This window comes from Kitasatospora sp. NPDC023176 (assembly GCF_055560495.1).
In genome coordinates, this window is the sequence record NZ_JBVHIP010000024.1 from 18,033 (window position 1) to 38,567 (window position 20,535).

Sequence of the window (20,535 nt, forward strand, 5' to 3'; positions counted from 1 at the left end):
GGCCGCTGGATAGCCCTCCGACGTTTCCAACAGGTGAGATCTTGGCGACTCGTTCGTGACCGAGGCGGGGGAGAAAGGGGTGGTAAGGGGGCGGGACGGTTGATTTCCGGCCGTCCCGCCGGGTGCTCGGTGGCGTGCCCGGTGGGACGTTCAGTCGAGTTCGGCGGAGAGCTGCTTCACCTCGCGGCCCAGCTCGGCCGCCGGATCCGGCGCGTCCGGGCCCGCCCAGGGCAGCCAGGTGCGGGCCCGGAGGTAGCCGTCCACCGCGACCGGCAGGCGGTGCCGGACGATCGCCTCGGCGGCCGGGCCGGGGCCGGCCTCGCGCAGCGCCGCCAGCAGGGCGTCCACGCCGGCGGAGGCGGGGAGCGGGACGGTGCCCAGGTAGGCGGCGAGTGCGGCCAGGTCGGGGTCGGGGCGCTTCGGAGCCGGTTCCGGTTTCGGTTCCGGTTTCGGCTGTTCGGGTTGGCCCGGGGCCCCGGTTCCCGCTCCCGTTCCCGTCCGCGTTCCCGGCTTCGGCTCCGGCTCCGGCTCCGGCGGCGGGTCCGGCGTCAGCAGTGCGCCGGCGCCGTACAGCCCCGCCACCACTCCCGGCCACCAGGACCCGCCCAGCCCGGCGAAGTGCAGCCCCAGTCCGATGGCGCCGCCCCCGCAGCCGACCAGGTTCCGGGTCGACTCCAGGTAGCGCAGCAGCCGCCGGCCGTACCCGTCACTGGTAGCCACGGATCTCCTCGAACACGCCGTCCAGCGAGCCGCCGCCGTCGAACAGCTTGCCGCCGCTCACGTTCGCGATGCCCTGCAGCTGGCTCACCGCCGCCTCGCCGAACTTGATCGGGAACACCGGGATCGTCTTCTCCGCCGACGGCAGCCCGTCGTGGAAGCGCTTGAAGTCGGCGTCGGTCGGGCCCTCGTTGCTCTCCCCGTCGGTCATCAGCACGATCGAGGTGAAGCGGTCGTCACCGGCCGCCTTCTGCTGGTCCTCGATCACCCGGTACGCCTGCTCCAGCGAGCCGTACAGCGCCGTGCCGCCCTCGGCCCGCAGGGACTGGACGTCGGAGTTGATCGACGCCAGCTCCGCCTCCGGGCCCGGCTGGCTGCCCGAGGCCGGGACGACGTGGGTCTTCGTCCACTTCACCTGCGAGGCGAAGGAGATCAGCGTGACCTGCTCGCGGTCCCGGAACCGGCGCAGCCCGCGGGTGTCGTCGGCGCCGGTCAGCCGGCCCAGCGCCGTCTTCAGCGAGTTCAGCCGGCTGCCGTCCATCGAGCCCGAGGTGTCCAGCACGTACACCGTCCGGGACGGGCGGCGCAGTTCGTTCTGGTACGAGGCCAGCAGGCCGTCCGCCACCGCCCTGGTCCCCGGGGACGGCAGCTCGCGCCGGCGGTCGGTGGGCAGGCCCGCGGCCGGGGCCACGCCCGCCGTCACCGGGCGGCGCAGCGTCAGCTCGGAGATGCGTTTCTGCACGTCCTCCTTCAGCAGGTAGCCGGCCAGCCGCTGGAAGGAGTCGCGTTCGCTCGGCCGTGCCGAGGACAGCAACGACAGCGGGTAGTCCGCCGACACCACGCCGTCCACCGGGCGCACCACCGTCAGCCGCTGCTCCGGCGGCAGGGTCCTGTTCAGCGACAGCAGCACCGACTCGTAGTTCACCAGGGCGCCGACCTTGCCCGGCTCGGCCCGGGTGTACGCCTGCGCCAGCCAGCCGGAGGAGCCGGAGGTCAGCTTCTGGCCGGTGAAGAACTGCTTCAGCTGCGGCGTCGCCTTCTGCACGTCCGCCTCGGTCAGCGCCGCCCCCGCCCCGGAGAACGCCGAGGCCACCGCGACCAGGGTGGAGAAGCCCGAGTTGGAGCGCGAGGGGTCGGACATCCCGTACGACAGCTTCCCGGCCGCGGCCGCGTCGCCGATCTGCGCCCAGGTGACCTTCGAACCATCGCCCCAGCCGAGGTCGTTGAGGACGGAGGACCGCACCCCGACCGCCACCGGGGAGACCATCACCGGGGTCTCCGACAGCACCTTGGACCGGCCGGCCTGGTCGAGCCGCAGGTACTGGTTGGACGGGAACCAGATCGCGTCGTACTTGCCGTCCGCCCGGCCGGTGGAGACGGTGTCGGCGCCGTCCAGGGTGCCGCTGAAGGCGAGCTGCACCGTCACCCCGGTCGCCTTCCGGGCGTCGTCCAGCACCGGTTGGAGGTCCTGGAGTTCACTGCCGGCCAGGACGCGCAGCACCCCCGGGGTGGGGGTGTCGGCGATCGCCCCGGTCGGGTTCGGGCGCGGTGCCGGGGCGGACGAGGAGGTGCAGGCGGAGGCCGCCGCGAGCACGGCCGCCAACCCGGCCGCCGCCCAGCCGCGGTACTTCGTCCGGACGTTCACTGATGGCCCCCCTTGGCCGCGGCGGTCAGTTTGAGCAGGTTGTCCAACGACGGCACGGTCGCCTGCTTCACCTTCGCCGCGTTCAGGTCCTGGGCGAAGACCGGCTGTCTGATGCCCTTCACCTGCGCGGCGAAGGCCTCGCTGCGGGCCTGCGGACGGAAGCCGAACCTGACCTCCAGGTTGCGCAGCGTCTCGTCGTTCTGGAGCAGGCCGGCGAGCTTCCGGCCGTTGTCGGTGCGGGCGACGATGGTGTGGTCCGAGTACGCCGTGGTGTCCGGGTACATCACCACCATGTCCCCGGTGGACTGGCCCTGCACCGCCATCGAGGCGACCTGGGACTCGTAGCCGAAGATCAGCGGATTGCCGACGCCCGCCTGGAAGTCCCGGAACGGCTCGTCACTGCTGCTCTTCTGACCGCCCTGCAGGGCGGTCGCCTGGTGCAGCACCTGCCGGGCGGCGTCGACGCCCGCATCGTCCGAGACCACCAGGTGGTTGTTCAGGATGTACGACAGCAGGGCGACGTACAGGGCGCCCGAGGAGGAGCTCTCCGGGTCGGTGGTGGTGACGAACAGCGGGCCGGCCAGCTCGCCGTGGCCCTGGGTGTCCTTGAGGTCCTGCCACTTGCGGTTCTGCTTCAGGGCGTTGACGTACTCGTCCATCCTGAACGTCCAGACGTCCGAACCGTCCTTCGTGGCCAGGTCGTTCGTCCTGAGGATGTTCGCCACGTCCGCGTGGGTGACGATCACCAGCGGCGAGTAGAACGGCACCAGCGGCGAATCCTGCTGCCCCCAGTTGCGCTGGATCTCACGGGCCGGCGCGGTGCTCGCCGGGAACGCGAAGTCCAGGCCGGAACTACTCTTCGCCTGCTCGCTCATCGTCCACGAGCCGGTGGAGTCGGCGTGCACCTCCAGGCCCTGCTTCGCCAACTCCTCCTTCACCTCAGGGCTTTCGAAGAACGCCCGCTTCTCCGAACCGATCAGCCCGGTGACCGTGACCGTCTTCCGGTCCGGCTCGTCGTCCGGGACCAGCGCGTACGTCACCCCGCCCAGCAGGGCCAGGGCCGCGAGTACCCCCAGAGCGCGTCGTCTCATCGCGAGCGCCTCCCCCTCGTCGCTGCGTCACCCCCGGGTGCGTCACCCGGGGGTGACGAGCGTCCCGCCGGGGAGGGAGCACGGACGGAAGGCACGGTGAACCAGGGGTGAACACCGCTTCACGGAATCGCATCGGCCGGGGATCCCGTACGTGCCGCCGGAACGACCCTCGCACACCGGTCCGAGGATGCGTCAGATTGTTCAACTCGCCTTACGACAAAGGTCATCCCGCAGCCCGGACCCGCGTCGTGGTTACGCGCCGGTAATGCCTACCCTCAGCAGTATGCGCCGAGCAAAAATCGTCTGCACCCTCGGGCCTGCCACCGACTCGTACGACCAGATCAAGACCCTGGTCGACGCCGGGATGGACGTCGCCCGATTCAACCTCAGCCACGGCACCCACGCCGAGCACGAGGAACGCTACCGTCGCGTCCGCAAGGCCGCCGACGAAACCGGCCGGAGCGTCGGCGTCCTCGCCGACCTTCAAGGCCCGAAGATCCGGCTCGACACCTTCGCCCACGGACCCGTACTCCTTGAACGCGGCGACGAGTTCACCATCTCCACCGACAACGGCGTCGTGGGGGACAAGGACATCTGCGGCACCACCTACGCCGGACTCGCCGGCGACGTCAGCCGCGGCGAACGCATCCTCGTCGACGACGGCCGCGTCACCCTGGAGGTCGTCTCCGTCGACGGAGCCCGGGTGCGATGTCTCGTCATCGAAGGCGGACTCGTCTCCGACCACAAGGGCCTCAACCTCCCCGGCGTCGCCGTCTCCGTCCCCGCGCTCAGCGACAAGGACGTCGCCGACCTGCGCTGGGCGCTGCGCACCGGGGCCGACCTGATCGCGCTCTCCTTCGTCCGCACCGGGCGCGACATCGAGGACGTGCACCGGGTGATGGCCGAGGAAGGACGGTACGCCCCGGTCATCGCCAAGATCGAGAAGCCGCAGGCGGTCGAGAACCTGGACTCCATCGTGGACGCCTTCGACGGCATCATGGTGGCCCGCGGGGACCTGGGCGTGGAGATGCCCCTCGAACAGGTCCCGCTCGTCCAGAAGCGCGCGATCAAACTGGCCAGGCGCAACGCCAAACCGGTCATCGTGGCGACCCAGATGCTCGACTCGATGATCAACGCCTCCCGGCCCACGCGTGCGGAGGCCTCCGACGTCGCCAACGCGGTGCTCGACGGGACGGACGCGGTGATGCTCTCCGGGGAGACCTCGGTCGGCAAGTTCCCGGTCGAGACGGTCAAGACCATGGGCCGGATCATCGAAGCCGCCGAGAACGACATCCTGGCCGCCGGACTGCCCCCGCTCACCACCGGCAGCAAGCCGCGGACCCAGGGCGGCGCCGTCGCCCGCGCGGCCGCCGAGATCGGCGACTTCCTGCACGCCAAGTACCTCGTCGCCTTCACCCAGTCCGGCGACACCGCCCGCCGGCTCACCCGCTACCGCTCACCCATCCCGGTGCTCGCCTTCACCTACGAACCCGCCGTGCGCAGCCAACTCGCCCTCACCTGGGGCGTCGAGACCTTCCTCGGCCCGTTCGCCCCGACCACCGACCAGATGGTCGAACAGGTCGACGCGGCCCTGCTCTCGCTCGGCCGCTGCCAGAAGGGCGACATCGTCGTCATCACCGCCGGCTCACCCCCCGGCCTGGCCGGCTCCACCAACCTCGTCCGCGTCCACCACGTGGGGGCCCTGGACGACTGACGCTCTTCGGGCGGTGCGGCCCTTCCGACGGGAGGGCCGTGCCGCCGTCAGTGCTTGGGGCCGATGTGGGCGTCCATCAGGGCGACGGAGTCCTTGCGGGCGATGGAGATGTTGGCCTGGCCGGTGGGGCGGGGGATCGAGGCCTTCCACTGGACGCCGACGGCGTCGAGGGTGGCGGTGAATAGGGCGATGATGTCGGTCGAGGTGTCATCGGGCATCAGGATGTGGCCGTCGCCGAGGTAGAGGCCCAGGAGATACGCGTAGGCAGGGCGGTTCAGCTGGTCGCCGAAGCACTGCGCGCACGTGGAGCGCTTACGGCCGGGGAGCTTGCTGTGCTTGCCGAGGTCCCGGTGCTTCCACCAGGCGACCGTGCCTTGTGGGACACCGAGACGCCGCGCGACCTCGGCGTTGGCAACACCTCGGCGGAGGAGACGGACGGCTTCTTCGCGAATGGATCGAACTGCCATACGGGTGATCTTGGGCACCTTGCGCCGAACGCGTGGCCGAACGGGGTTGTTCTCACCCGAACTAATGAAGATCGCCAAGCGTCAGGCTGGCCTAAGTGACTTTGGAATCGAAGGAAAAGTACCCCGGGTGGGATTCGAACCCACGCTGTATGGTGTTTGAGACCATTGCCTCTTCCGCTGGGCTACCGGGGCGCCCACAGTTTCGAAGGTTGTGGCCCCGACCCTGCGAGTTCAAACATACCGTGTCTAGGTACCCTCGTGCATGCAGTACCCCGCCGGAACTAGGAGCCCCGTGAGCACCGCCGACGAGCAGGCACAGCCGCTTGAGACCGATTCGCCCCAGATCACCCGGATTGTGATCGCCGAGGACGAGGCGCTGATCCGCCTCGACCTGAAGGAGATGCTCGAGGAGGAGGGGTACACCGTCGTCGGGGAAGCGGGGGACGGGGCGACGGCGGTGCGGTTGGTGGAGGAGCTGAAGCCGGATCTGGCGATCTTCGACGTGAAGATGCCGGTGCTGGACGGGCTCTCGGCCGCGGAGCAGATCCACGAGCAGCACCTGGCGCCGGTGCTGATGCTGACGGCGTTCTCGCAGCGGGAGCTGGTGGACCGGGCGCGGGACGCCGGGGCGATGGCGTACATCGTGAAGCCGTTCTCCAAGTCGGACCTGGTGCCGGCGATCGAGATGGCGGTGTCGCGGTACACCGAGATGCGGGAGCTGGAGAAGGAGATCGGGGATCTCACCCAGCGGCTGGAGACCCGGAAGCTGGTGGACCGCGCCAAGGGCGTGCTGCAGACCAAGTTCGGGCTGAACGAGCCGGCCGCGTTCCGGTGGATCCAGAAGACCTCGATGGACCGTCGGATGACGATGGCGGCGGTGGCCGAGGCGGTCATCGAGGAGGGCGAGGCCCAGGACCGCAAGAAGGCCGACGAGGCCGACAAGGCGGAGTAGGGAAGCGATGGGGAAGGGCCCGGCGGATGCCGGGCCCTTCCTGCGTGGGGCGGGTCAGTCCTCGCCGAGGTAGGCCTTGCGGACGGACTCGTCGTGGAGGAGGTCGGCGCCGGTGCCGGAGAGGACGACGCGGCCGGTCTCCATCACGTAGCCGTGGTCGGAGAGGGAGAGCGCGGCCTGGGCGTTCTGCTCGACCAGGAGGATGGTCGTGCCGGAGGCCTTGAGTTCGACGATGGTGGACATGATCTTCTGCATCATCAGCGGGGAGAGGCCCATCGAGGGCTCGTCCAGCATGAGCAGCTTGGGCTGGGACATCAGTGCCCGCCCCATGGCGAGCATCTGCTGTTCGCCGCCGGAGAGGGTGCCGGCCGCCTGCTTGCGGCGTTCGCCGAGGATGGGGAACAGCGAGTACGCCCGTTCCACGTCCGAGGCGATGCCCGCCGTGTCGCTGCGCAGGAAGGCGCCGAGGAGGAGGTTCTCCTCGATGGTCATGCGGGGGAAGATGTGCCGGCCTTCGGGGGAGTGGGCGAGGCCGAGGGCGACGATCTTGTGGGCGGGGACGGTGGAGAGGTCCTGGCCCTCGAAGGTGATCCGGCCGGCGGTGGGCCTGAGGAGGCCGGAGAGGGTGCGCAGGGTGGTGGTCTTGCCGGCGCCGTTGGTGCCGATGAGGGTGGTGACCTCGCCCTGGTTGACGGTGAAGCTGATGCCCTTGACGGCCTCGATCTTGCCGTAGGCGACGCGGAGGTCCTCGACTTCGAGTAGTGCGGTCACTGGTCGGTCTCCGTAACGGTCTCCGGCGCGGCCGGGGTGGTGCTTTCGAGCGGGGCGCCGAGGTAGGCGGTGATGACGCGTTCGTCGTTCTGGACGGTTTCGCGGTCGCCTTCGACGATCTTCTGGCCCTGGACGAGGACGGCGGTGCGGTCGCAGAGGTTGAAGATGAACCGCATGTCGTGCTCGATGACGAGGATGGCGATGCCCTGGTCGCGGATGGCGAAGACGAGTTCCTCGGCGGCGCGGGTCTCCTGGGGGTTCATGCCGGCGGTGGGTTCGTCGAGCAGCAGCAGGCCGGGGTCGGAGGCGAGGGCGCGGGCGATCTCCAGCTTGCGCTGTTCGCCGTAGGGGAGGTTGCGGGCGAGGTGGTCGGCCTTGTCGGCGAGGCCGGTGAAGGCGAGGAGTTCCATGGCCTTCTCGCGGCTCTCGGCCTCGGCGCGGTGGTAGCGGGGGCCGCGGAGGATGGCGGTGAAGATGCCTTCCTTGGTGCGGCTGTGCCGGCCGACGAGGACGTTCTCCAGGACGGTCATGTTGGCGAAGAGCCGGATGTTCTGGAAGGTGCGGGCGATGCCGGCCTGGGTGACCAGGTGGGGCTTGGGCGGCAGTTGGGTGCCGCGGTAGCGGACGGTGCCCTCGGTGGGGACGTACAGGCCGGTGAGGCAGTTGAAGAAGGTGGTCTTGCCGGCGCCGTTGGGGCCGATGAGGCCGATGATCTCGCCCTCGCCGACGGTGAGGGAGACGTCGTTGACGGCGGTGAGGCCGCCGAAGCGCATGGTGACGCCGGTGACGTCGAGCAGTGGCGTTGCGGTGGTCATCTGGTCGGTCACGCCCCTGCCTTGGTGAGTGCGCTCGGTTCGCCGGTGGACTGGGCGGGGACGGTGGCTTCGTGGAACTCCAGCTGCCGGCGCCGGTTGGGGATGAGGCCCTCGGGGCGCACGCGCATCAGGACGATGAGGGCGGCGCCGAAGGCGAGGAGCTGGTAGTCGGAGAGGAATTCGAGCTTCTTCGGGATGAGGAAGAGCAGGGTGGCGCCGGCCAGCGGGCCGCTGATGGTGCCCATGCCGCCGAGGATGACGGCGGCGAGCAGGAAGGCGGAGTTGGGCGGCAGGGCCTCGGCGAAGGTGTACTGGTCGGGGGTGACGGTGTAGCTGACGTGGGCCTGGACGGTGCCGGCCAGGCCGGCCAGGCAGGCGCCGAGGGCGAAGGCGAGCAGCTTGAGCCGGAAGCCGTTGATGCCCATGGCCTCGGCGGCGGTCTCGTCCTCGCGGATGGCGACCCAGGCGCGGCCGATGCGGGAGTTGCCGACCCGGGCGAAGATCAGCACGACCACGGCGGTGACCAGCAGCATCAGCAGGTAGTAGTTGGAGAAGCGGCCGAGTTCGATGCCGCCGATGGTGTGCGGCTTGCCGAGGTTGAAGCCGAGGATCTCCAGGTCGGGGATGCGCGGGATGCCGTTGGAGCCGTTGGTGACGTTGGGGCCGGTGGTGCCGTTGAGGCTCTGCATGGTGATGCGGAAGATCTCGCCGAAGCCGAGGGTGACGATGGCGAGGTAGTCGCCGCGCAGCCGCAGGGTGGGGGCGCCGATCAGCACGCCGAAGACCATGGAGGCGGCGGCGCCGGTGAGCATCGCGGCCCAGAACGGGAACTGGACGTGGATCGGCGAGGCGGGGGAGCCGGAGACCAGGGCGGCCGCGTAGGCGCCGACGCCGAGGAAGGCGACGTACCCGAGGTCGAGCAGGCCGGCCAGGCCGACGACGATGTTGAGGCCGAGGGCGACGGTGGCGAAGATCAGGATGTTGGTGGCGACCGAGGTGTACTGGTCGCCGTTCTGGGTGAACGGGAAGCTCGCGGCGGCGGCGAAGGCGGCGCCGGTGGTGATCGGGCGGTACTTGACGGTCAGTGCGCGCAGTCGGCCCAGCAGGCCGGACCTGGCGAACGCGGCGATGGTGGGGCCGGCGAGCAGCAGGTAGCCGATGAAGAGTTCGCCGTACTCGGTGTCGATGCCGAAGGTGATCGCGTACAGGCCGAGCCCGAAGGCCAGCACGATGAGCAGGACCTCGGCCCAGGACGGGAGTTCGCGCGGCGCGGGCAGCGGGCGGTCGATCTTCCCGAGCCGCAGCCCGCTGTTGGCGAGGTGGCCGAGCTGGAGCAGCAGGACGGCGCCGGCGGCGATGGCGATGGCCCCGGACAGGGCGGTCATCACCGGGGCGACGGGCTGGTCGCCGGGGATGGCGTGGGCGCCGAACCAGCCGATGGGGGCGGCGGGGACGAGCAGGAAGAGCCGCTTGTCGAGGATCCGCAGCGGGACGGCGGTGCGCCGGTCGAGCGGGAGGCCGAGGGCGCCGAGCACGCCGAGCAGGCCGCCGGCGGCGAGCACCCAGCCGCCGGGTTCGAGGTTGGCGAGGCCGCCGAGTTCGACCGAGATGGCGGCGACGGAGTAGGCGGCGACGGCGAGGGCGCCGGTGGCGGCGTACAGGACGGCGTTGTCGCTGCGGCTGGGGGCGGCCCAGCGCAGGCCGGGGACGCCGCGACCGGCGAGCAGCAGGACGAGGGTGACGACGCCGGCGACGATCGCCAGCCACTGGAGGCCGGCCGGGGAGCCGGCGTAGGTGAGGTCGCCGGGGAAGTCGCTGGTCCAGGTCCAGGACATGGCGGCGGAGCCGGCGGTGAGGAGGGCGCCGAGGCCGGTGAGGGCGGTGGCGGCGGTGGCGGGCAGCGGGATGACCGGCGTGGTCTCGGTGCTGGTGGTGGTCATGGTGGTCACGCCCTGTCCGCGACGCGCTCGCCGAGCAGGCCCTGTGGCCGGACGAGGAGCACGAGGATGAGGAGTACGAAGGCCCAGACGTCCTTCCAGGCGCCGCCCCCGAAGAGGTGCATGCCGGGCAGGTGCTGGATGTACGCGGTGGCGAGGGTTTCGGCGAGGCCGAGGGCGAGGCCGCCGAGCATGGCGCCGTAGATGTTGCCGATGCCGCCGAGGACGGCGGCGGTGAAGGCCTTGAGGCCGAGGATGAAGCCCATCCGGAAGTCGATCTGGCCGGTGCGCAGTCCGTAGGCGATGGCGGCGACGGCGGCGAACGCGGCGCCGATGGCGAAGGCCAGGACGATGATGCGGTCGGTGTCGATGCCCATCAGCTTGGCGGTGTCGGGGTCCTGGCTGGTGGCCTGCATGGCGCGGCCGGAGCGGGTGCGGGTGACGAACCAGCCGAGGGCGAGCATGCACAGCGGGGCGGCGATGATCAGGAAGATGTCGCTGCGCTGGATGGTGACGGAGCCGAGGCTGAAGGGGTCGCCGGGGATCTTGGGGAAGACCCGGGCCTTCTTGGCGTCGGGGTAGAAGGAGAAGACGAGTTGCTGGAGGAAGATGGACAGCCCGATCGCGGTGATCAGCGGGGCGAGCCGGGGGGCGTTGCGCAGCGGCCGGTAGGCGAAGCGCTCGGCGGCGACGGCGGTGAGGGTGGAGACCAGGATGCCGGCGACCAGCATGAGGGGTAGGGCCAGCCACAGGGTGGTGCCGCCGGGGAGGGCGAGGTAGGCGGTCAGGGCGCCGAAGCCGCCGACCATGACGATCTCGCCGTGGGCGAAGTTGATGAGCTGGACGATGCCGTAGACCATCGTGTAGCCGATCGCGACGAGTCCGTAGAGGGCGCCGAGGATCAGGCCGTTGGCCAGCTGCTGCGGTAGGTCGTGCACCGCTGGGCCTCCGTAGTGCGTTCGGGGGTGTCCGCGTGGGTGGTGGATGTGGGGGCGCGCGGGGGCACTCGTGGCGCCCCCGCGCGCGTGCTGTGGTGGGTCGGGACCGCGGCTGTGGGATCAGCTGTCGAGGGCGTCGGCCGCTGAACTCGCCGGTCCTGGAGGGCGTCCGCCGTGGAGGGCGTCAGCCGTCGGAGGGGTCAGCCGTGGAGGGCGTCGGCCGTCGGAGGGGTCAGCCGTTGAAGGTGCCGGACTTCTCCACGGCCCACTTGCCGTCCTTGACGGTGTAGACGGTGAGCTGCTTGTTGGTGGTGTCGCCGAACTCGTCGAAGGAGACCTTGCCGGTGACCCCGTCGAAGGAGACCTTCTGGACGGCGTCGCGGACGGTCTTGCGGAGGCCGTCGCCGGTGGGGAGCTTGCCGTTGTTGTCCTTCGCGACGTTCTTGACGGCCTGGATGATGGCCCAGGCGCTGTCGTAGGAGTAGCCGCCGTAGGTCTCGTAGGCGTCCTTGTAGCCGGCGGCCTTGTAGTCGGCGATGTACTTCTTGGCGGTGTCGAGGGACTCGACGGGCAGGCCGACGGCGGTGGCGAAGTCGCCCTGGCTCTTGGGGTTGAGCTTGATGAAGTCGGCGCTCTGGATGCCGTCGCCGCCCATCAGGGGGATGGCGACGCCGGCGTCCTTGAGCTGGAGGGAGAGCGGGCCGGCGGCCGGGTACTCGCCGCCGTAGTAGACGGCGTCGGCGCCGGAGGCCTTGACCTTGGTGACGATGGCGGAGAAGTCGCGGTCGTCCGGGTTGACGTGCTCCTCGCCGGCCAGGGTGCCGCCGAGCTTGGTGAACTCGCCCTTGAAGGTGGAGGCGAGGCCGGCGCCGTAGGTCTTCTGGTCGTCGATCAGGAAGACCTTGGTCTTCTTGGCGTCGTTGTAGAGGAACTGGGCGGCGAAGGGGCCCTGGACGGCGTCGGTGGTGGCGGTGCGGAAGTAGGACTGGAACGGGCGCTTCTTGTCGCCGCTGGCCCACTTCTCGCCCTGGCTGAGGGCGACGCCGGTGTTGGCGGGGGAGATCTCGGTCAGGGCGGCGTCGTCGAAGATCTGCTGCATCGACTGCGCCACGCTGGAGTTGAGCGGGCCGACGACGCCGAGCACCTTGGAGTCGCTGACCAACTGGGTGGCGTTCTGCTGGCCGGGGGCGGGCTTGGCGGTGTCGTCGAGGGCCTTGACCTCGAACTTGACGCCGGGGACCTCGTTGTTGGCGTTGGCGTTCTTGACGGCGAGGTCGACGGAGTTGCGGATGCCGAGGCCGAGGGCGGAGAGGTCGCCGGTGAGCGGGGCGTCGACGCCGATGACGACGGTGGTGGAGGCGTTGTTGTTGTTGCCGGCGTTGTCGCCGGACTTCCCGCCGCGGGAGCCGCAGGCGGTGAGGCTGAGGGCGCCGATCACGGCAATGCTCACGACAACGGCTGAACGATGACGCACGAGGGTCCCCTTCGGTTCAGGAGGCGCCCGCGCCTGAGTGGCGGGAGCCGGGGTGCGCGGAGGGCCTGGCCCAATCCGGATGGCGCGGTGACTGGCCGTGACTCTAGATGCCGTTGGGCGGCTCGGGCAGTGGTGCGAGCAGGCTGTGATTCTCTTGTTATGAGCACACGGAGCAATTGTCTCAGCATGTGGAAGTTCTGGCTCGACCGATCCTGAACTCCCCTGCGTTTACTTGCTGGTAGGAGGATGTAAGGGCCAGAAATGCGGGTTGCAGCTGGCGCGGTCGATAATCGGACACTGTCGTCCGGTGCGCTGCTTTCGACCGTGAACGTCCGCATTTCGGACGCGGAGGGCGCGGCGAAGGGGCTCCGGGGCGCTCTGGGGCGCGGAACCGCCGCTTGCGTGGATTTCCTGCCTGTTACGCAGCGTTACAGGCGCGAGGGGCGTGCCGATCGCACCCGGGCATGTCGACGCCCCCTTGTCCAGACCAACGCCTGCCCAGGGTGGCGGAAGGTCAAACAAGGGGGCGGAAAAGGGACTTGATGTCCCTGTCGGTGAACTGGCCCTATCGGGGCGTCCGTTACAGGTCGCGCAGCATGCAGGTCAGCCGGCAGCTGGTGACCCGCTTGCCGGTGTCGTCGGTGATCGCGATCTCGTACGTGGCGGCCGTACGGCCCTTGAACACCGCCGTCGCCACCCCGGTGACCAGGCCGGAGGTGGCCGAGCGGTGGTGGGTGGCGTTGAGGTCCACGCCCACCGCGTACCGGCCCGGACCGGCGTGCAGCATCGCGCCGATCGAGCCGAGCGTCTCGGCCAGCGCCGCCGACGCGCCGCCGTGCAGCAGTCCGTACGGCTGCTGGTTGCCGTCCACCGGCATGGTGCCGACCACGCGGTCGCCGGAGGCCTCGACGATCCGGATGCCGAGCTTCTCGCCGAGGTGGCCGCCGGAGAAGGTCTCCGGGTTCACCCCGAGCTTGGCGAAGTGGTCCAGTACGTCCTGCGGGACCTTCAGGACGGCAGCCTCGTCGGGGGCGGTGCCGGGGGCGGTGGGGGCGGTGTCGGGGGCCGCGTCGGTCATCGGGGGAACTCCTGCCGCTCGGGGGTGTCACGTCGTCGTGCTGCCTGTGATCGTACGACCGTCCTACTCGCTGGTAGCAGGCCCCGCGGGACCGGCGCGGCGCCCCTTTTGTCGGTGCCGGGCCATAGGATCGGGGACCGGTAGTGGAATCGGCAGGAACGGACGTTGACGTGGCTACGCAGAGTACGGACAAGGGCGCGACGGGTGGCGGCGGGGCCGGCCCGCGGCCCCGGCTGATGCTGCTCGACGGGCACTCGATGGCCTACCGGGCCTTCTACGCCCTGCCCGTGGAGAACTTCAACACCTCCACCGGCCAGCCCACCAACGCGGTCTACGGCTTCGCCTCGATGCTCGCCAACACCGTCCGGGACGAACAGCCCACCCACCTCGCCGTCGCCTTCGACCTCTCCCGGCAGACCTTCCGCTCCGCCGAGTTCCCCGACTACAAGGCCAACCGCGCCAAGACGCCGGACGAGTTCCGCAGCCAGATCGGCCTGATCGGCGAACTGCTCGACGCCATGAACATCCCCCGGATGACGGTCGAGGGCTTCGAGGCCGACGACATCATCGCCACCCTGGCCACCGCCGCCGAGGCGGCCGGCTACGACGTCGACATCGTCACCGGCGACCGCGACTCGCTCCAGCTGGTCACCGACCACGTCACCGTGCTCTACCCGACCAAGGGCGTCTCCGAACTCACCCGCTTCACCCCGGAGAAGGTCGCCGAGAAGTACGGCGTCACCCCGCGCCAGTACCCCGACCTCGCGGCCCTGCGCGGCGACCCGTCCGACAACCTGCCCGGCATCCCCGGCGTCGGCGAGAAGACCGCCGCCAAGTGGGTCAACCAGTTCGGCTCCTTCGACGAACTCGTCGCCCGCGCCGACGAGGTGAAGGGCAAGATCGGCGAGAAGCTGCGCGACAACCTCGACTCGGTCAAGCGCAACCGGGTGCTCACCGAGCTGGTCCGCGACGTCGAACTCCCGCTGGGCGTCCCCGACCTGGCCCGCCAGTCCTTCGACAAGGCGGCCGTCGGCACCCTGATGGAGTCGCTGGAGTTCCGCAACGCCAACTTCCGCGACCGGGTCTTCGGCATCGATCCGTCGGACTCGGAGGCCGCCGAGGCCGAACTCGCCCCCGGCGTCGAGGTCGACGGCGAACTGCTCACCGACCCGGGCACGCTGGCCGCCTGGCTGCGCGAGCACGCCGCCGACGGCAAGGCGCCGGTCGCGCTGGCCGCCGTCTACCAGTGGGCCCTCGGTGCCGGTGAGGTCACCGAAGTCGCCCTGGCCGCCGGGGAGTCGGCCGCCTGGTTCGACCCGGCGCTGCTCGCCGAGCAGGACGAGCAGGCCTTCGCCGGCTGGCTCGCCGACCCGGCCGCCCCCAAGGCCCTGCACATCGCCAAGCAGGTCATGCGCGCCTTCGCCGAGCGCGGCTGGACCATCGCCGGAGTCGTCGCCGACACCGCGCTCGCCGCCTACCTGGAGAAGCCCGGCCGCCGCACCTTCACCCTGGAGGTGCTCGCCGAGGAGTACCTGGCCCGCTCCCTCACCCCCGCCGCCCCGGCCGCCGAGAGCGGCCAACTCGCCTTCGACGCCCCCGAGGAGGACGGCGTCGACGCCGAGGCCGCGCGCGCCCAGGCGCTCATGCTCCAGGCCCGCGCCGTGCTCGACCTCGCCGCGCTCTTCGACACCCGCCTCGCCGAAGTCGGCGCCGCCGGGCTGCTGCACGACATGGAACTGCCCATCGCCGCGCTGCTCGCCCGGATGGAGCGCTACGGCATCGCCGCCGACCGCGACTGGCTCACCCGGCTCGAAGCCCAGTTCGCCGCCGAGATCCAGCGCTGCGTCGAGGAGGCCCACGCCGCCGCCGGGCGCGAGTTCAACCTCGGCTCGCCCAAGCAGCTCCAGGAGATCCTCTTCGGCGAACTCGCCCTCCCCAAGACCAAGAAGATCAAGACCGGTTACACGACGGATGCCGACGCCCTGACCTGGCTCGCCACCCAGACCGACAACGAACTGCCGGTCATCCTGCTGCGCCACCGCGACCAGGCCAAGCTGCGCACCACCGTCGAAGGCCTGCTCAAGACCGTCTCGCCGCAGGGCCGGATCCACACCACCTTCAACCAGATGGTCGCCGCCACCGGCCGGCTCTCCTCGCAGGACCCCAACCTGCAGAACATCCCGGTCCGGACGGAAGAGGGCCGCGCCATCCGCCGCGCCTTCGTCGTCGGCGCCGGCTACGAGTCGCTGCTCACCGCCGACTACTCGCAGATCGAACTGCGGATCATGGCGCACCTGTCCGAGGACGAGGCCCTGCTCGAGGCCTTCGCCTCCGGCGAGGACCTCCACACCACCGTCGCCTCCCAGGTCTTCGAGGTCCCCGGCGCCGCCGTCGACGCCGAGATGCGGCGCAAGATCAAGGCGATGTCCTACGGCCTCGCCTACGGTCTCTCCGCGTACGGGCTCTCGCAGCAGCTCAACATCAAGCCCGCCGAGGCCCAGGGCCTGATGGACACCTACTTCGAGCGCTTCGGCGGCGTCCGCGACTACCTGCACCGGGTCGTCGAGGAAGCCCGCGCCACCGGCTACACCGAGACCCTGCTCGGCCGCCGCCGCTACCTCCCGGACCTCAACAGCGACAACCGCCAGCGCCGCGAGATGGCCGAGCGGATGGCGCTCAACGCGCCGATCCAGGGCTCGGCCGCCGACATCGTCAAGATCGCCATGCTGCGGGTCGACGACGCGCTGCGCGCCGCCGGGCTCGCCTCCCGGATGCTGCTCCAGGTGCACGACGAAATCGTGCTGGAACTGGCCCCCGGCGAGCGCGAACCGGTCGAGGCGATCGTCCGCGAGCAGATGGCCGGCGCCTACCCGCTGCGCGCCCCGCTGGACGTCTCCGTCGGCGTCGGGGCCGACTGGGAGGCCGCCGCGCACTGACGCGGTGCGCCGCTGACGACGACGGGCTGCTGACGGCGGCGGGCCCGGGCACGTGGGGTGTCCGGGCCCGCCGCTACGATCCGGCGGTCCGTCCTCGACGGGCCCGGACCCACGCGTGGCCGGGGGCCGGACCAGCGGCAGGGTCCGGCCGCCCGCGGGTGTCAGCCGCGCAGGCGGGTGGTCCGGAGTGCCGGGGAGGCCTTGATCTCGGCCTCGGTGAAGCGTTCCGTCACCCACTGCTTGCGCGAGAACAGCTCGGTCTGGTCGGTGTAGTGCGGCGACGCGGGGTTGACGGACTCGCCGTAGGTGAGCACCGTCCGGGTGCGCGGGCCCTGCGGGGTCAGCTCGGTGGCCATGATGAAGCTGGAGCCGCGCGCGCCGGTGCCGGCCTGCGGCAGGCTACCGCCGGTGGTGCCCGAATTCGGGCCTGCGGTCACGACGTTGAAGCAGCCGACGCCGCCGTCGCAGCCGTGCAGCGGGATGCCCGCCCAGCGCTGGACGTCGCCCATGGTGGCGTCCAGCCTGGTGCCGTCCGTGCCGAGCTTCCGTACCGCGTCCGCCAGGGCCCGTCGGACGTCGGGGCTGTCACCGTTGAGGCCGCGCGGGGTGGTGAGCGGCTGGGCCGGGTCGAACGGGACCCGCCAGACGGGGTTCCGGCCGTGCAGGCCGAAGTCGAACGCCTGCCACAGCACGGCGCCGTGGCCGGTGCCGTCGGTCCGGGTGTTCCAGGCCGCCAGGACGTCGCAGGCCCGGCTCACGTCCACCCGGGTGCCGTCCCCGGCGGTGAGCACCGGGTTGGCCCGGCACATCGCGACGGCGTCGTCCCGGCCGAGCTCGGCGTCCTGGTCGCGGTCGCCGAACATCGTGGCCTGCAGGGTGGACAGGGTGAAGCCCGGCGTGCCGAGCCCGTCCGTGCCGTCCCGGCGATCGGCGATCATCCGCAGGCCGAGCTGGGCGCGGGAGCCCAGCCGGGGGTCCGTGCCGTAGATGCCCGGGTAACCGGCCAGCGGGGCCGCGGTGTTGGTGAGGTGCGGGTTGTTGTTGGAGTTGGCGACGTAGTCGGTCCGGCTGAGCTTCGGGTGAGCGGCCGGGCCGAACAGGCCGGGGACGACGGCGTCCGGGTCGGTGCCCCAGTCGCAGGAGGTGGTGGAGCCGTCCAGGATCGCCGGCAGGTCGTGGGCCGGGACGACCGTGCACCGCGCGAGCTGCGCGTCCGTGAGGTGGGGGACGGCGGAGGAGTCGGTGAAGTACGTCCCGCCGCTGACGTCCGAGGCGAAGGTGTAGCTCCACGGCACGCCCTGGTAGGTGTCCTGCGCCCGCTTCAGCTCGGCCAGGCTCTGCGAGCGGTCCATCGCCAGCCACTCGCTCATCGAGCGAAGGTTGTCGGCGTTGGCGTCGCGGAAGGCGTAGGCGTACGTGTCCGTCCAGGGGAGGCCCGCCTCCTGGTCGGCCAGCACCGGGCCGTAGCGGGAGGTGTGGATCGTACGGGTGACGGTGGACAGGCTCCCGTCGGCGCCCCGGACGGTGACCGGGACCTCCTGGCGGCCCATCTTCTCGGCCTTGCCGTCGACCAGGTAGCTGGTCGGGTCGCCGGGCGCGAGCGTGAGCCGGTAGACGGACGCGTGGTCGGCGTAGCTCGTCGTCGCGGTGAAGGCCAGGTCGCGGGTGTGGCCGATCTCCACGACCGGGGTGCCGTAGAGCGCGGCGCCGGAGACGTCCAGCACGCCCGGGATGGTGAGCTGCACCTGGTAGAAGCGGTGGTCGCCGACCCATGGGAGGTGCGGGTTGGCCAGCAGCATGCCGTGCCCGTCGGCGGTGGCGTCGCGGCCGAGGGCCCAGGCGTTGCTGCCGAGGTCGCGGCCGTTCTCGGTACCGTCGGGCGAGAGCTTCACGGTGCGCGCGGCGGCCGGCGCTGGGCTTGCCGGGCTTGCTGGGCTTGCAGGGCTTGCTGGGGTGGCGCCCGGGGTGGTGCCCGGGGTGGTGCCCGGTGGGGTGGCGGTGGCGATGGCGTCCTGGGCGTCACCGATGCCGGCGTTTCCGTTGACCTCGTAGATCAGGTTCCAGATGTCCTCGGTGGTGATCGCCCCCACCCACTTCTGGCCCCGGCAGCTCGCGTCGGGCAGGTCGTTCACACCGGTGTCGTGCAGGTAGCGGTTGTAGCCGGCCGCGTAGCCCTCGACGATCCTGCGCAGGTCGTCGGTGGGGCCGATCGGGGCCGCCTGGTCGAGCAGCTTCCGGACGGTGCCGGAACGCGCCAGGCCCTGGTGGTAGGTGTCGCTGGCGAGGTTCGCCCCGCCGCCCGGGGTCTTCGCGTCCGGGCCGAACCAGCGCGACCGCTCCCCGCGCAGCGTCACGACCTGGTCGGCGAGTTGGCACAGGTTGTCCTGGGCGAAGGCGTAGCCGTACCCGTAGCCGAGACCGCGGAAGTCGTGCGCGAGGACGTGCGGGATGCCGTACTCGGTGCGCCGGATCTGTGCCGAGTAGCCGTCCGGGCCGGCGAGTTCGGAGTCGGCGGCGGCGGCGACGGCCGAGCCGGGCAGCAGTGCGGCGGTGACCGAGGCCAGCGCGAGCGCGGCCAGGCCGGTGGCGAATCTCCTGGGCCGGGAGGGGAGGTGACGTGTGGTCATGTGCTCACCCTGTCGCGCCCGCGCCCGCGCGACATCGGCTCGGCGATGCATCCTCCTCGGCGGCCCATTGGCCCGGGGACGTACGTCCCCGGGCCAGTCCGGTCGCCGGTGAGCCGCCGGAACCCGGGGTGTGGGGTCCCGCGGCGCCGGGTGGGCCCGGAGGGCGGTGGCGGGCCCGGAAGGCGGTAACGGGACCGGAGGGCGGTGACGGGACCGGAGGGCGGTGACGGGACCGGAGAGCGGTGACGGGACCGGAGGCGGCCGTGTCACCGCTGTCGCCCCGCGCCGGGGCTCGGCGTTCCCGGGCTACTCGCCGAGGATCCGCTCCCACAGCAGCCCGTCCCGCCAGTGCCCGTCGAGGAGGATCGCGGAGTGGGCGACGCCGTACGGGCTGAACCCGTTGCGGCGCAGCACCCGGTGGGACGGCAGGTTCTCCACTCGGGTGGACGCCTCGGCCCGGTGCAGTCCGAGTTCGTCCGCCATCACCCGGAGGACGAGCCCGACGGCCCGCCCGGCGTGCCCCTGCTGCTGGGCGGCGCCGGCGATCCAGTAGCCGAGGGAGCCGCGGCGCAGGTGCGGCTGCGGCAGGATGCCCCCGACGGTGACCTGCCCGATGACCTGGTCGCCGGCGAGCACCACGCCCGGCCAGACGGTGCCGGCCCGGTGTCCGGCCAGCAGTCTGTCGATCCGCTCGGCCTGGCCCTCCGGGGTGAAGAACTCGGCCGGCTGGGCCGGTTCCCACGGCCGGAAGGCCTCGACGTCCCGTGCGCGATGCGCGGCGATCGGGGCGGCGTCGGTCGGCTTGATCAGGCGGATGCCGGTGCGGTCGGGCATGGGCTGGTCCTCGGTCCGGGAGTGGGTCGGAAGTCCGGGTAGCCCAGGATGAGGAGCTGCTCGGACGGGTTGGGGCCGTACGGGACCAGCTTGCCGGTGGGCTGGAACCCGAGTCGCCGGTAGAAGGCCAGGGCCCGCCCGTTGCCCTCGTGCACGCCCAGGGTCAACCACCGTACGTCGGTGTGCTCTTGGGCGTGGCGGATGCTCGCCCGCACCAGGTCGGCGGCGGGGCCGGCGGGTCCGCGGTGGTGCGGGGAGACGTAGACCGAGTGGATGTGAACGTGGTCCGGGATGTCCGGGAGGGGGCCGACGCCGGCGATGCCGATCCAGTTGCTGGCGGCGTCGAGGGCGATGAAGGTGGCGGACTCCTCGGAGGTGGCTTCGACGGCGGCCTGCCGCTGCCAGGCGTCCTCGGGGAGGGCGGCGGTGTCGGCATGGGAGGAGCTGAAGGCGGTGGGGGAGTCGCGCAGGGCCTCCAGCCTGATCGTGCGGAGTTCCCGGTACTCCGTGGCGGCCAGTCGGCGTATGGCGTAGGGCAT

The 20,535-nt window shown here is 71.1% G+C and carries 16 protein-coding genes and 1 tRNA gene; 3 read left to right on the top strand and 14 right to left on the bottom strand.

The features are described from left to right. Positions 1 to 150: 150 nt before the first annotated feature. Genes ACZ3YL_RS27845 through ACZ3YL_RS27855 form a run of 3 tightly spaced genes read right to left on the bottom strand, consistent with a single transcriptional unit; the run spans position 151 to position 3,453 of the window. Complete coding sequence (locus ACZ3YL_RS27845; RefSeq protein WP_465660241.1) at positions 151 to 720, bottom strand: hypothetical protein; 570 nt, start codon at positions 718 to 720, stop codon at positions 151 to 153. After that, the gene (locus ACZ3YL_RS27850; protein ID WP_465660242.1) at positions 707 to 2,362 is read right to left on the bottom strand and encodes a VWA domain-containing protein; all 1,656 of its coding nucleotides are present in this window, start codon (positions 2,360 to 2,362) and stop codon (positions 707 to 709) included. The genes ACZ3YL_RS27845 and ACZ3YL_RS27850 overlap by 14 nt, the downstream gene beginning before the upstream one ends. Then, positions 2,359 to 3,453, bottom strand: a complete 1,095-nt coding sequence (locus ACZ3YL_RS27855; protein ID WP_188308947.1) for a substrate-binding domain-containing protein — start codon at positions 3,451 to 3,453, stop codon at positions 2,359 to 2,361. Before ACZ3YL_RS27855 ends, ACZ3YL_RS27850 begins: the two co-directional genes overlap by 4 nt. A 283-nt stretch (positions 3,454 to 3,736) precedes the next feature. Here ACZ3YL_RS27855 and pyk point away from each other — a divergent pair, with 283 nt between their 5' ends. After that, on the top strand, positions 3,737 to 5,167 hold the full coding sequence (gene pyk / locus ACZ3YL_RS27860; RefSeq protein WP_188308948.1) for a pyruvate kinase: 1,431 nt from the start codon (positions 3,737 to 3,739) through the stop codon (positions 5,165 to 5,167). Positions 5,168 to 5,214: 47 nt separating this feature from the next. Here the strand turns inward: pyk and ACZ3YL_RS27865 are convergent, their stop codons facing one another. Both ACZ3YL_RS27865 and ACZ3YL_RS27870 read right to left on the bottom strand, forming a co-directional pair. After that, the gene (locus tag ACZ3YL_RS27865; protein WP_188308949.1) at positions 5,215 to 5,634 is read right to left on the bottom strand and encodes a helix-turn-helix domain-containing protein; all 420 of its coding nucleotides are present in this window, start codon (positions 5,632 to 5,634) and stop codon (positions 5,215 to 5,217) included. 119 nt (positions 5,635 to 5,753) lie between these two features. After that, positions 5,754 to 5,826 (bottom strand) — tRNA-Leu (locus tag ACZ3YL_RS27870). Between the two features lie 100 nt (positions 5,827 to 5,926). Between ACZ3YL_RS27870 and ACZ3YL_RS27875 the strand changes: the two genes are divergently transcribed. After that, on the top strand, positions 5,927 to 6,586 hold the full coding sequence (locus ACZ3YL_RS27875; RefSeq protein ID WP_188308950.1) for an ANTAR domain-containing response regulator: 660 nt from the start codon (positions 5,927 to 5,929) through the stop codon (positions 6,584 to 6,586). 54 nt (positions 6,587 to 6,640) lie between these two features. Here the strand turns inward: ACZ3YL_RS27875 and ACZ3YL_RS27880 are convergent, their stop codons facing one another. From ACZ3YL_RS27880 to ACZ3YL_RS27905, 6 genes are all read right to left on the bottom strand, one after another. After that, positions 6,641 to 7,357, bottom strand: coding sequence for an ABC transporter ATP-binding protein (locus tag ACZ3YL_RS27880; protein WP_188308951.1), 717 nt, complete (start codon positions 7,355 to 7,357; stop codon positions 6,641 to 6,643). Beyond that, entirely contained in the window at positions 7,354 to 8,172 is an 819-nt protein-coding gene (locus ACZ3YL_RS27885) for an ABC transporter ATP-binding protein (RefSeq protein WP_188308960.1), read from the bottom strand. The genes ACZ3YL_RS27880 and ACZ3YL_RS27885 overlap by 4 nt, the downstream gene beginning before the upstream one ends. 8 nt (positions 8,173 to 8,180) lie before the next feature. Beyond that, a complete protein-coding gene (locus ACZ3YL_RS27890) occupies positions 8,181 to 10,112 on the bottom strand; it encodes a branched-chain amino acid ABC transporter permease (RefSeq protein WP_223243354.1) in 1,932 nt (643 codons plus the stop codon). 5 nt (positions 10,113 to 10,117) lie between these two features. Next, on the bottom strand, positions 10,118 to 11,047 hold the full coding sequence (locus tag ACZ3YL_RS27895; protein WP_188308952.1) for a branched-chain amino acid ABC transporter permease: 930 nt from the start codon (positions 11,045 to 11,047) through the stop codon (positions 10,118 to 10,120). Between the two features lie 232 nt (positions 11,048 to 11,279). Beyond that, complete coding sequence (locus tag ACZ3YL_RS27900) at positions 11,280 to 12,521, bottom strand: branched-chain amino acid ABC transporter substrate-binding protein (RefSeq protein WP_188308953.1); 1,242 nt, start codon at positions 12,519 to 12,521, stop codon at positions 11,280 to 11,282. A gap of 580 nt (positions 12,522 to 13,101) precedes the next feature. Then, positions 13,102 to 13,599, bottom strand: a complete 498-nt coding sequence (locus ACZ3YL_RS27905) for a PaaI family thioesterase (protein WP_223243350.1) — start codon at positions 13,597 to 13,599, stop codon at positions 13,102 to 13,104. A gap of 236 nt (positions 13,600 to 13,835) precedes the next feature. Here ACZ3YL_RS27905 and polA point away from each other — a divergent pair, with 236 nt between their 5' ends. Next, positions 13,836 to 16,535: a DNA polymerase I gene (gene polA, locus ACZ3YL_RS27910; protein ID WP_188308963.1), complete on the top strand. Its 2,700-nt coding sequence runs from the start codon at positions 13,836 to 13,838 to the stop codon at positions 16,533 to 16,535. A 161-nt stretch (positions 16,536 to 16,696) separates the two neighbouring features. Here polA and ACZ3YL_RS27915 read toward each other — a convergent pair whose 3' ends face one another. The 3 genes from ACZ3YL_RS27915 to ACZ3YL_RS27925 all read right to left on the bottom strand — a co-directional run bounded on the left by ACZ3YL_RS27915 (position 16,697) and on the right by ACZ3YL_RS27925 (position 20,535). Then, on the bottom strand, positions 16,697 to 19,162 hold the full coding sequence (locus ACZ3YL_RS27915; protein WP_465660243.1) for a penicillin acylase family protein: 2,466 nt from the start codon (positions 19,160 to 19,162) through the stop codon (positions 16,697 to 16,699). Between the two features lie 306 nt (positions 19,163 to 19,468). Continuing rightward, a complete protein-coding gene (locus tag ACZ3YL_RS27920) occupies positions 19,469 to 19,996 on the bottom strand; it encodes a GNAT family N-acetyltransferase (protein ID WP_465660244.1) in 528 nt (175 codons plus the stop codon). After that, complete coding sequence (locus ACZ3YL_RS27925) at positions 19,969 to 20,535, bottom strand: GNAT family N-acetyltransferase (RefSeq protein ID WP_465660245.1); 567 nt, start codon at positions 20,533 to 20,535, stop codon at positions 19,969 to 19,971. The genes ACZ3YL_RS27920 and ACZ3YL_RS27925 overlap by 28 nt, the downstream gene beginning before the upstream one ends.

What these genes read in the sequence shown, in the direction of transcription:
- ACZ3YL_RS27855 (WP_188308947.1), bottom strand. Translation starts at nt 3,453, where the DNA reads ATGAGACGACGCGCTCTGGGGGTACTCGCGGCCCTGGCCCTGCTGGGC.
- pyk (WP_188308948.1), top strand. Translation starts at nt 3,737, where the DNA reads ATGCGCCGAGCAAAAATCGTCTGCACCCTCGGGCCTGCCACCGACTCG.
- ACZ3YL_RS27865 (WP_188308949.1), bottom strand. Translation starts at nt 5,634, where the DNA reads ATGGCAGTTCGATCCATTCGCGAAGAAGCCGTCCGTCTCCTCCGCCGA.
- ACZ3YL_RS27885 (WP_188308960.1), bottom strand. Translation starts at nt 8,172, where the DNA reads ATGACCACCGCAACGCCACTGCTCGACGTCACCGGCGTCACCATGCGC.
- ACZ3YL_RS27890 (WP_223243354.1), bottom strand. Translation starts at nt 10,112, where the DNA reads ATGACCACCACCAGCACCGAGACCACGCCGGTCATCCCGCTGCCCGCC.
- ACZ3YL_RS27905 (WP_223243350.1), bottom strand. Translation starts at nt 13,599, where the DNA reads ATGACCGACGCGGCCCCCGACACCGCCCCCACCGCCCCCGGCACCGCC.
- polA (WP_188308963.1), top strand. Translation starts at nt 13,836, where the DNA reads ATGCTGCTCGACGGGCACTCGATGGCCTACCGGGCCTTCTACGCCCTG.
- ACZ3YL_RS27915 (WP_465660243.1), bottom strand. Translation starts at nt 19,162, where the DNA reads ATGACCACACGTCACCTCCCCTCCCGGCCCAGGAGATTCGCCACCGGC.
- ACZ3YL_RS27920 (WP_465660244.1), bottom strand. Translation starts at nt 19,996, where the DNA reads ATGCCCGACCGCACCGGCATCCGCCTGATCAAGCCGACCGACGCCGCC.
- ACZ3YL_RS27925 (WP_465660245.1), bottom strand. Translation starts at nt 20,535, where the DNA reads ATGCCCTACGCCATACGCCGACTGGCCGCCACGGAGTACCGGGAACTC.